The sequence below is a fragment of the Microbacterium sp. P5_E9 genome, assembly GCF_054049175.1.
Window position 1 is genome coordinate 55,645 of sequence record NZ_JBFUMV010000021.1, and the last position, 15,659, is coordinate 71,303.

Consider the following 15,659-nt stretch of genomic DNA (forward strand, 5'->3'; position numbering starts at 1 on the left):
GCCCACCGTCATCCGTCGCTGCGGCTCAGCCGGACCTCGGCGTCGCCGAGGAAGAAGAGGTCACCCGCCTCGACCTCTTCGCCGGGCGTCGCGGCCACTTCGGTGCCCATCAGGGTCGTGAAGAGGACTCCGTTGGTGGAGTCGAGATCGGTGATGTACCAGCGATCGTCGCGCAGCGCGAGACGGGCGTGCGTCTTGGAGATCGTCCGGGTGTCGTCGTCGAGCGAGACCAGCTGCGCATCGGGGAAGGCCGGGTCGGGCGCGGGCCGGCGACCGAGGATGGCCACGGCCGAAGTCAGCGGGATGGGCGCCCCGAGCCGCGGCGCGATGACCCAGCCGGTGCGCTTGCGCCGCGCGACGATCGTCTGGTCGAGGGCGTCCTCGTCGGGGATGTGCGGCAGCACGTGCTGCGCGGACACCGATGCCAGCGCCGAACGCGGACCCCCGGCATCCGGTGCTCCGGCGATCGCCGAGACGGGGCCGGACGTCTCGGGGAAGGCCTCGGCCTCTTCAGGCAGCGGCGAGCGGGTGGGCGCCCAGGGCTCCTGGGCGGACAGCGGCGGCGCAGCCGGCACGCGCGTCACAGGGGGTGCGTCATCGAGCCCGCGGCGAACGGTGGGCGGCGCGGGGGGCGCGGCGGCCGCCGGCGGCGGAAGCGGCACGGCGGAGATCGGCGCAGGGGCGCCGGAGATCGCCCCGGTGACCTCGCCCGTCCAGTCGGACTCGTCGTCGAAGGCGAGCCCTGCACCGAGCAGCGGCGCCGCCGATGACGGAAGCGGCGGCGGGGTCCACCCGGCGCGCGTGACCACGGGCTCGTCGGCGGATCGGCCGGCGACCGGGGCGGGGGGCGCCGGCGGGACCGGCGGGACCGGCGGGAGCGGGGGGACCGGCGGGAGCGGCTCGTACGATGCTGCTTCCGCGAACGGCCACGCGGAGTCGGCGGCCAGCGGCGCCGGTGCGGGCACCTCCGGGGCGCCGGTGCGCACCGGACCGCCGCCGACGCGCTCACGACCGATCCAGCGCGCCGATCCGGCACCGAGGACGGTCGCCCAGACCGGGAACAGCAGTGCCGCGAGCACGGTCATGCCGGCTCCGTAGCCGAAGGCGAGGTTGATCCGGTGCGCCGCGACGACGATGCACACCCAGACGAGCAGCGGCCCGATGAACGGCACCAGGACGAGGAGGTACAGCCAGCCGGAGAGTCCGCCCAGCTGCAGCACGACGACGTGATTGTAGATCGGCACCCAGGCCTTCCACGGCTCTTCGCCGCTCTTGCGGAAGAGCGCGGACAGCGCGAGGCCGATCCAGACGTACAGCAGGACGCCGAAGACGATGCCCGTCACGGCAAGGGCGAGGACGGTGGAGCCGTCGAATGTGTTCATGGCGATGTGCGATGGCTCGGTGCGGAGCCGCGCATCCCCCTCTCAGCGGTGCGATCCCGGCGACCGGTGACGGGCGTCAGTTGTCGGACGAACGATCTCAACGATACGGTCGCGCGGAGCCCGCGCCAGAATCCCCGCTCCGCGCGAAGCCCGCGTCGCTCCTCGTCGACGATCCGCCAGAAGGCGGCGGCGTCGGCGTCGGTCGCCCGCTCCGCCGAGAACACGGCCTGATCGGCGGTGGACGCGAGCCGTGCACCGGATGCCGTGGCGTAGACCGCGGCGACCTCGGTGCGGGTGAGCGATGCGGGAGCCGCGCGACCCGCGTCGGTCGCGGCATCCACGTATTCATCCCAGCCGCCGGCGATCCGGTCCGCCGGGAGGTGCGCACCACGCCGGCCACGCCGCCGCGCGGCCTTCGCCCCGATGACTGCGAGGAACGGCCCGAACGCGAGCGTGCCCAGCAGCAGGGCGATGCCGGCGATCCGCAGCGTGGGCCACAGCCAGGCCAGATCTGCGCGCTGGTCATCCGGCGGACCCTCGTCGGGCACGGATTCCTGCTGGACCGGCTGCGGCGGGAGCACCTCGTGGACCGTCTCGGGGAGCACATCGGTGACGTTCTCGGGATCGCGCTGCTTCGAGACGTCGAGGCGCGGCGGATTCTCGTACTGCGGCGTCGCATCGATCGGCACCCAGGCGCCGTTCGCGTTCTGCACCTCGGTCCACGCCGCGAGGTCCTGCGCGCGGCAGGTGCCGTCGGCGCAGGTGGGCAGCGTCGCGTCCGGCGAGCTCAGTCGCACGCCGACGACCACCCGGGCCGGAAACCCGAGGTCCTGGGCGATGAGCGCCACGGCGACGCTGAACTGCTCGTCGTCGCCGATCGCCGCGACGAAGTCGGAGGACGCCGCGGCCTCGGGATCGGACTCTCGCGCCAGCAGGCTGGCGAACATCGCATCGATGCGCGCCAGCGAGTGCCCCGAGGCGCTCGGCTGGAAGGCGTACCCAGGCAGGTCCTGCGCCCACCGGGCGGGCGTCTCGCCCATCGAGAGCGCGTGGCTGAGGTACCCGCGCTCGCGCAGCAGGCGGACGAGACCCTCGAGCGCGACCCCCCCGGCGCCCTCCTGGTGCTCCTGCACCCAGGCCGCGAGGCTCTCCGGAAGGGGGAGCGCCCCGGCCGGAACGCCAGGCGGCGCAAGCGCGGCGAGAGCAGGGACGGCAGGGTCGGCGCCGGAGACGACGAAGCCGTCGCCGGGGGCGAGCCCTCCCCCGGCCGTCTGCAGACCGGCCGCCGCGGACGCGCTGTAGTAGAAGCCCTCGGCGAGGGCGGCCGCGCGGTCGCCGTCGAACTCGACCGAGGCGACCCGGCCGGCCGTCGGCATCCAGACCCCGGTGAGACTGTCGATCACGACCTGCATGCGCAGCGGCTCCCCCGCCCCCGGATCGAGTGCCGCCGGCACCCGGACGAACTGCGCCTCGTCCACGGAGTGGGCGCCGCCGGAGCGGAAGACCTCGCCGTCGTAGCTGTCCAGCGTCGCCAGGCGCACGCGCGCCGGGGCGCCATCCTGAGCCGCGACCGTGAACAGGACGTCGTCGGCGCGCGCGTCGGCGAAGAAGGAGCGGTAGGTCGCGAGCGGGCTGATCTCGGCGGCGAGATCGATGTCGGGCCCCGCAGCGGCCCGCAGCACGTTGCGGTCGGCGCCGCGCGCGACGAACGGGACGGTCGCCACGACGCCGACGATCGCCACCGCGACCAGGCCGGCCCCGAGCGCGGCGCGGCGCCGATCGGCGGCGGACGGCCTGCGGAGCAGGCGGACGCCCCCGGACGTGGCGGCGCGCTCGAGCGCGCGCACCCGTTCGTCGCGGCCCCGCCAGGCGAGCCACAGCAGCGTCGTGACCAGACCCGCGATGCCGATGGCGGTCTCGAGCGGCGCGTAGAGGCGCACCGGCCCGATCGGCAAGGCGGGGCTGACGGAGGCGCGGCCGAAGATCAGGCCGAAGAACACCATGCCCAGGGCGATCGGAGCCGCGCCGTACGCGCGGCGGTCCGCGCGCCAGGACAGCACGAGGGCGGCGCACGTCCCCCCGAGGAAGACCACGAGCGCCGGGACGAGCAGATTGCGATACGTCCCGACCGGCAGATCGACGGTGATGAGATCCTTCCAGGCGAGCACCGTGCCGGCCAGGAGATCGACGAATCCGCGCAGGAGGTCGGGGGTCCCGCCGATCCGCGACGGCACCGCGAGCGGCACGCCGACCACGAGGAAGGCGATGGCGCAGACCGCCGTCGTCAGCAGGGCGCTCCAGCGCCGGAGGCGCGCCGCGACCGCGATGAGCGCCGCGACACCCGCGGCGACGATCACCAGGAGCGCGAACCACCAGGAGCGGTAGATCGGCCACGCGGCCACCGCCGCGATGCCGACCATGGCGGCGACGAAGACCGAGCCGGCGACGATCCGGGCCCGCGCGGGTCGCACCGCTGTCGTGGCGGGGCCGGCCGTCATGACGTCGCCCCCCGCAGCAGCAGACCGGCCAGGTCCTCGAGCGTGCCCACCGTCAGCACCGTGAGCCCGGCCAGGCTCTGGATGCGCGGGTGCGCGCGCTCATCCGCGATCACCGCGACGACCGCGGTGTCGCCGGGGAACATGAGGGCGGCCTGCCGGAGGCGCGTGAGGGAGAGTGTCGACCCCACCACCATCACGGCGATCGAGAGCCGCCCGTTCGCTTCGGCCGTGAGGCGACAGACATCCTCCACGCGCATCGTGTTCTCGAGGCGATCGACGCCGCTGAACCCGTCGAGCAGCGCGCGCGGCGAGACCGTGGGCAGATGCCGGATGGCGCGCAGCCGCCCGCGCACAACGCGGGGGATCTCCGAGCCGGTGACCACATCGAGGTCGCGGGCGTCGCGCACCGCGCGCACCCCGAGCGAGGCCGCGCAGCCGACGGCGAGCTCGAACTCGTCGGCATCCGAGTACTCGTCCTCCGCGATGCCGAGCACGACAGCCATGCGCGATCGCCGGGACTCCTCGTACTGGCGCACCATCAGCTGCCCGGTCTTCGCCGTCGACTTCCAATGGATCTGGCGGCGGGAGTCGCCGGACGCGTACTCGCGGATGGCGTGGAACGACATGTCCGCGTCGACGAGCCGGCGGGTCGGGTTGCCCTCGAGGTCGCGGATCAGCCCGGCGCTCGTGGACGGCACCGGGATGGTGCGGGGATGGACGTAGAGGTCGTGGACCTCGGCGAAGGCGTGCTCGCGGCGCAGCAGGCCGAGCGGATCGCTGCGCACGGTCGTGGCCGGGCCGACCCGCACGATCCCGCGGCGGAGGTCGGCGATGTCGAGCGGCTGCGACACCGAGTGCGCCGGGCGCAGCAGCGGCACGCCGTACTCCACGAGCCCCGCACCCACCGGGATGTCGATGCGGCCGGGCAGGGTCGTGCGGCGGCCCTCGTTGCGGATCACGACCTCGCCGGTCACGCTCTGCCCTGCGACGATCCGCTCGTGCGCGAGCCGGAGATCGATGTCGTAGGCGCGGGAGCCGAAGAGGAAGGGCATGGCAAGCACCAGCAGGACCGCCGCGACCGCTCCCGCGACCATCCACTCGACCCAGCCGAACACGATCCCCATCGTGAGCCCGACGGTCGCCGCGCCGGCGACGAGGACGCCGGCGGGCCGCACCGTGCGCGCGCTCCACTCCGCGGCGGCCGCCGTGGCCGCCCCGGCCCTGCGCAGCGACGCGGTCGCCCACACGACGGCGCGCACGAGCCGGCGACCGCCMGCGCCGGTCGCGACCGTGCGCACGGTCGTCTCGTTCGCGCCGCCCGTTGCGGCGGTCGTGCGACTGATCCGGGTCTCGGTCGGACTCATCAGGCCTCGCGACGCGTGGGGGGCGCGACATCCAGCAGCACCTGTCCGACCACGGCCTCCTGCGTGACCCCGTCAAACTCGGCCTCGGGGTGCAGGATCAGGCGGTGCGAGAGCACCGGCACGGCGAGCGCCTTGACGTCGTCGGGGGTCGAGTAGGTGCGGCCGAGCGAAGCGGCGCGGGTGCGCGAGGCGCGCGTGAGCGCGAGGGCGCCGCGGATGCTGACGCCCAGGCGCACCTCGTCGGCCGAGCGGGTGGCGTCCACGAGCCGGGCGATGTAGTCCAGCACGAGCGCGTCGATGTAGACGTCGCGCGCCAGGTCGGCCATGCCGACGAGCGCCTGCGGCGTGATGACGGCGGCGAGTTCGCTGGTGGCGACGGCGGCGCCGTCGAGGATGCGGACCGTCGACGCATGGTCGGGGTAGCCGAGCGACGTGCGCATCATGAAGCGGTCGAGCTGCGCCTCGGGCAGCCGGTAGGTGCCGGCCTGCTCCACGGGGTTCTGCGTCGCGAGCACGAGGAAGGGCACGCCGACCTGGTGCGACACGCCGTCGACCGTCACCCGGCCCTCCTCCATGACCTCCAGCAGGGCGGACTGCGTCTTCGGGCTCGCCCGGTTGATCTCGTCGGCCAGCAGGATGTTGGCGAAGACGGGACCCGAGTGGAACTCGAACTTGCCGGTGGCCTGGTCGTAGACCGTGATGCCGGTGATGTCACCCGGGAGCAGGTCGGGGGTGAACTGGATCCGGGTGTTGGTGCCCTGCACGGACTGCGCCATCGCCCGCGCCAGCGAGGTCTTGCCGGTGCCTGGGACATCCTCGAGCAGCACATGGCCGTCGCTCAGCATCGCCGCCAGCACCAGCTCGACCACGTGCCGCTTGCCGAGCACCGCTCGCTCGACGTTGTCGGCGAGCTGGGCGAAGGTCTGCGCGAACCAGGTGGCCTGCTCCTGGGTGATGGTCATTCGGGTTCTTCCTTCGGGTTCGGCGGGGGCGGGTTTCAGCGCGGTCATGGCGTGGCGGGAGGGAGATTCGGCTGGCAGGTGGCGCTGAGGACGGCGGATGCATTGGAGAGGCCCCAGTTCTGGGCGCTCCAGCTGACGGCGACGCCGATCCCCGCCACGCGGACGGCGCCGACGGGAACCTGCCACGACCCCGCCGTGTAGGGGAGCACGGCATTGCCGCTGTCGTAGAACGTGAGCCCGGCATCGGCAAAGGAGATCGCGGCCTTGCCGAGGGGTGTGGCGGACGAATCGCCGCGCGTCGTCAGCGTGCTCCCACCGACGCAGGACTGCACCGACCAGGTCGCCTGCAGCTGGTACGGGGCGCTGCCCGCGGCCGGGACGACCTTCGCCCACGGGGTCGCCGTGCCCCAGCGATCGTGGACATACCGGACGGTGATGCCGGGGTCGCGGTCGAAGACCGTGGCGGGCCAGCCGGAGAACTCCACGTGGTTGTTGTTCGGCATCCGCTCGCTCGAAACCGGCTGCGCGCGCACGAGCCACTCGGCACGGCTGTCCGTGACGTTCGGCACGCCGTCCACGGTGAAGGTCCAGCCCTGCGGAGCGCGCCCGGTCTGCACGGCCCGCACGCTCGCCGACGTGGTGACCTGCCCGAACGAATCCCCATCGAACCAGGACTCCGCGCAGAGCACGAAGCGGTACTCCTCGCCGTCGGCGAGCCCGGCGAACACCGCCGTCGCGCCGTCGTCGGAGGGGTCGCACCGGTCGCCGTCGCGCACGATGCCGAAGCGGATGCTGGAGCCGTCGCCGTTGAGGGTCGCCGAGGCGGTGGCGGTCACCGTGGCGGTGCCGTCGCCGATCGAGGTGGCGCTGAGGGTCAGGACCGGGTCGCGGGGCGCCCCTATGCCGTTCGCCGAGATCGTCGTCGCCGCACCGAACACGTCGCCGCCGAGACCCGCCGGGAGCTCATAGCGCGTGTACGGCGTGACGGTGATCGGAGAGGACACGTTCGATCCGACGCGGTACGCCGGCAGTTCGATGCGCCGATCGTGCGAGGACACCGCAACGCGCACGGTCTCCCCCGCCGGGCTGGTCACCTCGATCGCGCCCGTCCGGTCCGTGTCGATGCCGTCGATGGTGAGCGCGACGATCCCGCCCTCGCCGTCGGTGACGACCGGTGCGGCCACGATGGACCCCGGTGCCGCGGGAGGGTCGTACGCCCACGCGACCGTCCGCACACTGGCGCGCGATTCGCCGACGGCGTTCACGGCGACGGCCTCATAGGTCCGCTGCTCGCCGTTCGGGGCGCTGATCGCCGGGCAGTCGCCGTCCGCGCCGCAACGCGCCACGATGCGGCCGTCGGAGCGGATGATGAATCCGGACAGCGCGGGGTAGGCCTGGGCCGCCTCGCCCGGGTCGACGCGGAGCGTCAGTTCGCCGTCGGTGAAGCCGGTCTGCGCCACGCTCGCCGGCGTCTGCGGGAAGCCCTGCAGGTCGAGCACGAGGCGGCCGTCGCGCTCGGCATTGGTCCGCCTGCCCTGTGCGTCCTGGACGGAGAAGACGGCGGTGCAGGACCCGCCGGGTGCGGTCGCGCCCCACGTGGCCCTGACCGCCGATGCCGAGGCGACCTGGAACGAGACATCCGCACACGCGCCGGTGGCGCGCACGTCGATGAGCTCGAGCGGCGTCCGAGGCAGCGGGTTGACCTCGCCGGCGGCGCCGATCACCGAGATGGTGCACGACGTTCCGGTCGCCTGCGAGCACTGCTGCGACACCGACCCGCCCTGCGGGAGCGTGGAGGGCGCAGCGCCCACCCGGAGGATCAGGCGGGCCGGGGCTACGCCAGGATGGCTGGTCACGGTGACCACTGCGGCTTCCTCCGCCCCGGCCACGGCACGGTCGGAGCCGACGACCGTCACGGTCGAGCCGGAGAGCGAGACATCGAACGCGGCACCGTCGTAGGCGAGCGCGTATTCGATGCTGCTCCAGTCGTCGCGCAGCTGCCAGGTCGTCAGCAGCCGGAGATCGAAGGTCGCCGTCTCGCCCGGTCCGACCGTGACGGACGCCGTATGCAGCTCGGGCTGCGGGTCGAGGGCGTGCACCACGATCGGCACCGAGAGGTAGGTCCAGTCGTCCTGGCCGGACAGCCGCACCGGCACCTGACAGGCGTCCGTCCACGGCGCCGCGGCGCCGGCGGTGTAGCGCACCTCGGTGCCCGATGCCGGCTCGCAGGTCGCGTCGGCGCGCGCGCCGGAGGCGCGGATGTCGTCGCCGACCTCGAGCCCGCCGTCATCGGGCGCCGCAACCAGGTCGGCCATGTCGAACGTGACCTCGGCGAGCTCATCGACCTCCGGCGGCCGTACCCCGCTGCGCAGCACGAGCGAGAGATCGTCGTCGCCCGGCACGCGCAGGAAGGCGTAGGTGGTCACCGGGCCGGACGGGCCCTCGCCGGTCACCGCGAAGGGGATGATGCGGGTGGATGAGGGCAGATCGCCGCTGAGCTCCCAGCCGTCGACCGCTACGCCGCGCTGCCCACCCCAGAGCCCGACTTCGAGCCCGTCGATGTCGCCGGCCGACCAGGTCGTCTTGCCGGTGAGGACATCGACCCCCTRCGTGAAATCCTCGCGGTTCTCGACGGTCAGCACGGTGTCGGCGACCACGGGGTAGTCGGGAACGCTCTCGCGCACGACCCGGACGACGATCAGGCCCCGACCCGTGTTGCCGGAACTGGAGACCACGTCGTAGAGGAACGACATCGTCTCGGGCTCGGTGCCCGCCGCGATCACCACAGTGCCGTCGGCGGTGGATTCGATCCGGCCGGCGAGCCGCGCGTATTCGGGGCTTGCGGAGCCGTCGTCGAGGGTGGGCGCGACATCCGGACGCACGTTCTCGAGGGCAAGCGTGCCCTCGGTGGGGTCGAGGTCGTTCGCGAGCGGACTGACCCGGGTGGAATTGCCCGCACCGGCCTGCACCTGCACATAGTCGGTGAAGGTGATGGGGCTCGGGTTCGACTGGCCGTCCAGCACGCCCACCCGTGCGGTGCCCTCGCCGGTCTCGCCGAGCGCATCGACCACGCGATAGCGGAACGACACCTGGCCGCGGAATCCCGCCACGCTCGTGTAGACGATCGACTCGCCATCGGCCGAGACCGTCGCGACGCCGCTCTGCGGCTGGGTGACGATGCGATCGAGCGTGACGACATCGCCATCCGGATCCATGCCGAATCCGTCGAACTCGATCGTCGAACTCTGGCCGCTGAGGACCCGGCCCTCGAGGGTCTCCGGCGAGGGCGCCCGGTTCGCATCATCGGGGAGCACGCGGATGCGCACATCGGCGACATCCGCGAGCGACGGGGCGCCGGAGGTGTAGATCCCGTACCTGACGCCGTACTCGCCCGGCGTGGCGGGGGCGAGATAGCGCAGCACTCCCCCGGACCCGAACGCCAGCGCGGCGCTGCTCGACGAGACGACCGATGACGGATCGAGCGTGGGGCGCCCTCCAGCAGGAGCGATGTCGTTGTCGAGCACCGGGATGTCGATCTGCGCGCCGGCGCGCACGACCACGGTGTCATCGACCGCGATCGGGGCGAGCTCGGGGGCCGGCGGCAGCAGGTACACGGTCGCCTCGCCCTGCACGCTGGAGCCGCGATCGTCGGTGCCGTCGCTGATCGTGTAGGTGACCGTTCCCAAGCGCCCGGCCGCGCCGGACGGCGTCGCCCCGGAGACCCGCAGGTGGTCCTGGCCCACCGCATCGACGGAGAGGATCGCTCCGCGGTCGGCCCGGGCGACGACGTCGCTGAGCAGCAGCACGCGCCGGGTCGGGTTCGACGCGACCGCGAACACGTCGACCGTCGCGTCCTCCTGCGGATGCACGAACACCACGACGGGCGGAGTGGCGAGGTCGGCGGGGGCATCGGCGGGCAGGACCGTGATCCGCGCCGTCCCGGTGGCTTCGCTCAGGCCGTCGGTGACGGTGAAGTCGACCCGGTACACCCCCGGCAGCGCTGCCGCGAAGTCGAAGGCGGTGGTGCCGCCGACGACCGTCGCGCGCGCGGAGCCCTCGTCCAGGACATGGACCGACTCCAGCGAGATCGCGCCCGCGGTGCCCGTCACGTGCGGCGCCACATCGATGCTCATCCCCGCGTCGATGGTGTCCACCACCGCGAACGACTGCACGGCGATCACGGGCTCGGGCGAGACCCGCACGAGGAGGGGCTTGGTGACCGTGGCGCCCCACGTATCGGCCATCGTGACGGTGAGCTCGATGAGCTCGGTGGTCCCGCTCCCGTCGTCGGAGTGCTGGTAGACGATCTCGCCGGCCGGCGTCGCGGCCACGCTGCCGATGCCGGAGGCGTCCTGCACCGACAGCAGGAGCAGCGGGTCGCCTTCCGGGTCGACCCACCCGGGGAGCACCGGGACGGTGACCGTGCCGCCGCGCGCGACCTCCGGCTCCGGCCACGTGACGAGGCATCCGGGCACCCCGCACCAGGCCGGCGCAGACTCCTGGGCCGCTGCGGCGACCGTGAGCGTCACGGTGACCGCGGCCGACAGGAGTCCGCCGGCGCTCGTGCCGTCGGTCGCCGCATAGCTGAACGACGCGGAGCCGTGCGCCTCGGGGGTCGTGCGCACCGTGAGCCGCTGTCCGTCATCGGTGATCGACACCGTCCCGAAGCCGGGGTCGAGGCCGGTCACCGAGGTGGGGTCGATCGAGAGCACGTCCTCGTTCGGGTCATGGTCGTTCATCAGGACGGGCAGGGTGGTGAGGTCGCCGGCGCGCACGCCGAAGGCATCCGGCTCGGCGATCGGCGGGCGCGGATCGATCACGAGGGAGAGCTGCTCCTCGCTGGGCTGCGACTCCGCGTCCGTGCGGTCGTCGAGCGACCAGTCCTGGCTGGATGCGACGAAGCGTCCGTCCGGCACCGTCCAGACCCACCCGGAGCGCGTCTCGTTGAGGATGACGGCGTCGTCGCTCGCGACGAAGACCGGTCGACGCTGGTCGCCCAGCGCGGGCGCGCCGTAGTCGAGCGCCGTCGTCTGCGCCGACCCGGAGCTCCACAGCACGCCGCCGCCGTCGCCGGCCGGCAGCCAGGCCGCGAAGACCTCGCCGCCGTGGACGATGGGCTGCGCCGGAGTGCCGAGCACAGTCTGACCCGTCCCGACCTCGCGCACCGGCGCCGAGCCGTCGACCGGCACCCGCTCGAGCCCGGTCTCGGACGCGAGGTACACCTCGGTGCCGTTCGGGTCCGGCTCACCCACGACGACCTTGCCCGTGGTGCCGGTCGCGATGGCGGCGCGTTCGCCCCGCAGCCAGGCGTCGCCGTCGTCGGCGTCCACGACGACCCACTGATCCCCGGCCGCGGTGATGGCCGGCGTCGAGAGTCCCTCGGCGACGAGCGGATCGCGCCCGAGCACCTCCGAGGACGCGATGTCGTACCGCAGCACGGCCGCGTCGGCACGGGAGTAGCTGAAGAGCCGCCCGCGCGCATCGACGGCGATCGCGTCCGCGGCGTACTCCGGCGCGTTCTGCTGCGCCCCGGACGCCGGATCGAGCTGCGCCGCCTCGCCGGCGGAAAGGCGCCCCACCCACACGGCGCCCGAGTCGGTCCGGTAGGCGACGAAGTCACCAGCGGCACTGACCTCGGTCGTGCCGGCCGGGGTCGACGGCGACGCGCGCAGCGCGTCATCGTCGAGGTCGACCGGAAGCGACTCGTCGATCTTCGTCAGCCTGCTGTAGCTGTCCGAGAACAGGAACGCGGCATCCGATGTCTCCACCACTTCGCTCGGGTTGCTGACGCTGCGAACGGTGTCCAGCTCGCCGATGCTCGTGTTCACCCGCGCGTAGCGCCGTCCGTCGCCGGTCTGCAGCGCCCACACCGAGGTGTCGACCTCGGGGGTCTCCTGCGCGTCGAGACCCGGCCAGACGAACCAGGCGCCGACGATCAGCCCCAGGGCGGCCGCCGCGGCGACGAGGCCGGCGACCGTGCGGCGGCGCATCTCAGAGCACCCCCGTGAAGGCGAGCACTGCGGCGATGACGGCCGCGACGAGGCCGACCCCGGCGGCGCCTGCGACGATCCATGGTCCGACGTGCTTCGGCGACCGCGTCACCGAGGAGATCTCGGTGTCTTCGTCGCGGACCAGACCGGCGAGCGCGGCATCGGGTCGCGCTTTGCGGCGTCCGTTGTGCGGCACCGTGCTGCGGGTCGTCCCGCGCATCGCGGTATCCGTGAAGTCCACCGGAACGGATGCCGCGGCCCACTCCGCCGTCGGCACCTCCAGCGCCGTCGGCGCGAGGCCCGCCTCCACCTGCACCTCGCGAAGTGCTTCGGCGAACGCGCGCGCCGAGGGGAACCGCTCGCGCGGGTCGCGGCTCATCKAGCGCTCCAGCACGTGCTGGAGCGACGCCGGCACGTCGGTGCGGGGGATGGCGGTGTAGCTGGCCCGGGCGATCCGCCGGCGCAGCAGCTCCTTGGTGTTCTGCCCGCGCTCGCGCCGCTCGAACGGGCTGTGCCCCGCGAGCAGCGAGTACACGGTAGCCCCGAGGCTCCAGACCTCGCTCGCCACGGTGCCGGCGGTCTGCTCGCCCACCACCTCGGGGGCGCTCCACGGGATCGACATGGCGAGCATCTCGTCGGCCGAGTTCTTCGTCAGCGAGGACGAGATGCCGAAGTCCGCGAGCACCGGGGCGCCGAAGGTGGTCACCAGGATGTTGCTCGGCTTGACATCGCGGTGGACGAGACCGGCGACGTGGGCGGACTCCAGGGCCCCCGCCATCCGCACTCCGATCTCGAGCACCTCCGGCACCGGCATCCGCTCGATGCGGTACCGCTGCGTGAGCGATCCGGGGCAGTACTCCATGACGATGTACGGCCGGCCGTCGGCCGAGATGCCGGCCTGGTAGACGGTGACGATCGACGGATGGGCGGAGAGGTGGGCGAGGACATCGGCCTCGGCGTTGAACATGCGACGCAGTTCGGGGTCGCGCACGTCGCTCGGGAGCACTTTGACGGCGACATCGCGCCGAGGCATGTCCTGCTCGTAGAGGAAGACGTCGGCGAAGCCGCCGGAGCCGAGCGGACGGATGTAGGTGAGGCCCGGCAGGATCGGGGGCGCCGAAGGAAGGCGTGCAGCCACCGGTCCTCCCACCTTCTCTGCCGCCGGTCGGCGGCCGATGGGCCGCGCCCGCGAGCCCGGCAATGTTAGCAAATCAGCCTTGGGAGCCTGCTGGCCACCCTCGAGCCTGTGGAGCGGCGCCGGTCAGAGCGCGGGAGGCTCGTTCGGGTTGAACGGCGCGTCGAGTGAGCGAGTCAACTCCTGGAGCATCGCCTCGATCTGCGGCTCGACATACTGCGTGATCGCCGCCTGGATGCGGAGGCGATGGTGCAGCAGCACCGCGCAGACCTCGCGGCCGACCATGTTCGCGTAGTCGTCGGCGAGCCCGACCTCCTGGCGCAGCGCCGCTTTCGCGTCGGCGCTGAGCGGCGGGAGTGCCGGAATGTCGGCATCCACCTCTTCGGCGAGACCCGAGATCGTGAACAGGAACGGCGCGCCGGCCACCGGCTCGGGATCGAGCGGCAGTCCCTCGAACTCCGGGTCGAGTCCTTCCGCCGGCCGATAGCTGCGGGCGCGGTTGCGCGCGGCCTGCTGATCGAGCTCCGCCTGGAGCATCGGCAGGTTCTTCGCCGTGTACTCCGCGACCGCGTGATCGACGATCGTCTTCACGCGGGTCGACAGGCCGTGCTGCACGCCGTGCGGAACGTCGGACCCGAGCCCCGCCGCGGAGAGCACCGGTGAGCCGAAGCAGCGGCGGCATGGTGCGATCCGGCCACGATGCGTGGCCGGCTCCCACCGCGGCAGCCAGCGCAGCCAGGCGTCCACCGCCTGGCTTACCTGGGTCTCGAGCGAGCGCTCCACGTCACAACCGTAGTACTGGAGCACGCGTCGCGACCGGATGCCGCGGCATCCGTCCCTCTCTCGAAAGGGCTACTCGTCGAACGGGTCTTCCCACGGCCAGCGCGGCCGCTGCGCTCTGGTGCGGACGAGGGCGATGCCTCCCCAGGCGCAGATCGCGCCCGATGCCGCGATCACCACCCCGAACCAGGACGTGACCACGCCTCCGGCGGCCGCCGCAGCAGCCGCGAGGTCGGCGCCCCCGAGCACCGCTCCGCACCACACCCCGAACATGTAGGCGAGGAGGCAGACGAGGGCGGCGACGGCCGCTCCCCAGAACGATGGATGCGGGCGGCGCAGCCATAGCCCGAGCGACACCGCGAACCCGGCCGTTGTGAAGGCGGTGCCCAGGATGCCGGGAATCTGCCCGAGACCCGGCACGGCGAGCACGTCCTGGTCGAGGAGCAGGCTCACCACGCCGAGCCCGCAGATCAGGAGCGCAACGAAAGCGGCGACCGCGAGACCGAGCGCGACGATCGGGCGGACAGGTCCGCCCTCGGGCCGCGAGGTTTCGGTCACCTATTGACGATAGATCTGCGGACCCGCTTCCAGGGTGCGCTCGTACTCGCGGTTCGCTTCGAGGTTGAGCTCGGTGACCCGCTTGCCTCGCGCTGAGGCCCACGCGCCGAACCAGATCGTCAGCTCGCGGCCGATGATGAAGGCGGCGACGGCGAGCGGCGCGAACAGGTTGTCTTTGACGAGGTCGACGCCCTCGGTCGGGGTGAGCATCCAGAACGGCTCCTGGACCAGGATGCCGAGCACATAACCCGCCCAGGAGATGACGCCGACGAAGATGCCGAAGATGACCCAATGGGCCCAGCGTCCGCGGTTGATGATCGCGCCGAGCAGCCAGAAGCCGAGGAAGAAGAGCACGATCGGCAGCCAGAACACCCAGGATTCGACGGCCGTCGTGAGCGGGGTGATGACGTCATCGGTCGAGATGTCGCCCGTGACGAATCCGATGCCGAGCCATGCGGCGACGTAGAGCACGGCGAACGAGACGGTGGCGAGCAGGCCGATCGCGCCGGCTGCGGCGCGGTTGCCGCGCGGGCGGGGCGGCTCGGGGGCCTGGACGAAGATGGGCTGCGGTGCGACGGCGTACGGCGCCTGGGCGACCGGCTCGCTGGGTGCCACGGCGTAGGCACCGGCCGCAGCGGCTGTCGCTGCGGCGCCGTTGTGGTCGGCCGCGGGTTCGACGTAGGCCGGCTCGACGTAGGCGGGTTCCACGTTCGCGGGCTCGACGTTCGCGGCGGCCGCGGCACCTGCTGCGGCGATCTCCTCCGCAGTCGGCTCGGGCTCGAGGTAGGCCGGGTCGACGTAGGCGGGCTCTGCGGGCTCCGGCTCGACGTAGGCCGGCGCCTCTGCTGCGGGCTCCGCTTCTGCCGCAGGCGCCGACTCGACGGCGGGTTCTTCGGCGGGTGCTTCCGTGCTCGGCTGCTCCGAGTCCGGGACCGCGTCGCGCCCAGCGGCCTCGGCATGGGCGAGACCCTCGTTGACGCTGCCGACGAC

General features: G+C 72.8%; 9 protein-coding genes. All 9 read right to left on the reverse strand.

What is annotated here, in order from left to right:
• Positions 1 to 8 precede the first annotated feature (8 nt).
• Complete coding sequence (locus tag ACXJ3V_RS18700; RefSeq protein WP_457101853.1) at positions 9 to 1,382, reverse strand: DUF5684 domain-containing protein; 1,374 nt, start codon at positions 1,380 to 1,382, stop codon at positions 9 to 11.
• On the reverse strand, positions 1,379 to 3,880 hold the full coding sequence (locus ACXJ3V_RS18705; protein WP_457101854.1) for a transglutaminaseTgpA domain-containing protein: 2,502 nt from the start codon (positions 3,878 to 3,880) through the stop codon (positions 1,379 to 1,381). The genes ACXJ3V_RS18700 and ACXJ3V_RS18705 overlap by 4 nt, the downstream gene beginning before the upstream one ends.
• A complete protein-coding gene (locus ACXJ3V_RS18710; RefSeq protein ID WP_457101855.1) occupies positions 3,877 to 5,244 on the reverse strand; it encodes a DUF58 domain-containing protein in 1,368 nt (455 codons plus the stop codon). The genes ACXJ3V_RS18705 and ACXJ3V_RS18710 overlap by 4 nt, the downstream gene beginning before the upstream one ends.
• On the reverse strand, positions 5,244 to 6,206 hold the full coding sequence (locus ACXJ3V_RS18715; protein WP_457101856.1) for an AAA family ATPase: 963 nt from the start codon (positions 6,204 to 6,206) through the stop codon (positions 5,244 to 5,246). Before ACXJ3V_RS18715 ends, ACXJ3V_RS18710 begins: the two co-directional genes overlap by 1 nt.
• Before the next feature lie 44 nt (positions 6,207 to 6,250).
• Positions 6,251 to 12,196 carry an Ig-like domain-containing protein gene (locus ACXJ3V_RS18720; RefSeq protein WP_457101857.1) on the reverse strand — a complete coding sequence of 1,982 codons (5,946 nt, stop codon included), beginning with the start codon at positions 12,194 to 12,196 and terminating at the stop codon, positions 6,251 to 6,253.
• A gap of 1 nt (position 12,197) precedes the next feature.
• Positions 12,198 to 13,334 (reverse strand): serine/threonine-protein kinase, encoded by a 1,137-nt coding sequence (locus ACXJ3V_RS18725; RefSeq protein ID WP_457101858.1) that lies wholly within the window; start codon positions 13,332 to 13,334, stop codon positions 12,198 to 12,200.
• A 123-nt stretch (positions 13,335 to 13,457) separates the two neighbouring features.
• Positions 13,458 to 14,114 carry a spermidine/putrescine ABC transporter substrate-binding protein gene (locus ACXJ3V_RS18730; protein ID WP_457101859.1) on the reverse strand — a complete coding sequence of 219 codons (657 nt, stop codon included), beginning with the start codon at positions 14,112 to 14,114 and terminating at the stop codon, positions 13,458 to 13,460.
• Between the two features lie 69 nt (positions 14,115 to 14,183).
• Positions 14,184 to 14,669: a hypothetical protein gene (locus tag ACXJ3V_RS18735; protein ID WP_457101860.1), complete on the reverse strand. Its 486-nt coding sequence runs from the start codon at positions 14,667 to 14,669 to the stop codon at positions 14,184 to 14,186.
• A partial coding sequence (locus ACXJ3V_RS18740) for an ABC transporter (RefSeq protein ID WP_457101861.1) occupies positions 14,670 to 15,659 on the reverse strand: 990 nt, incomplete at its 5' end.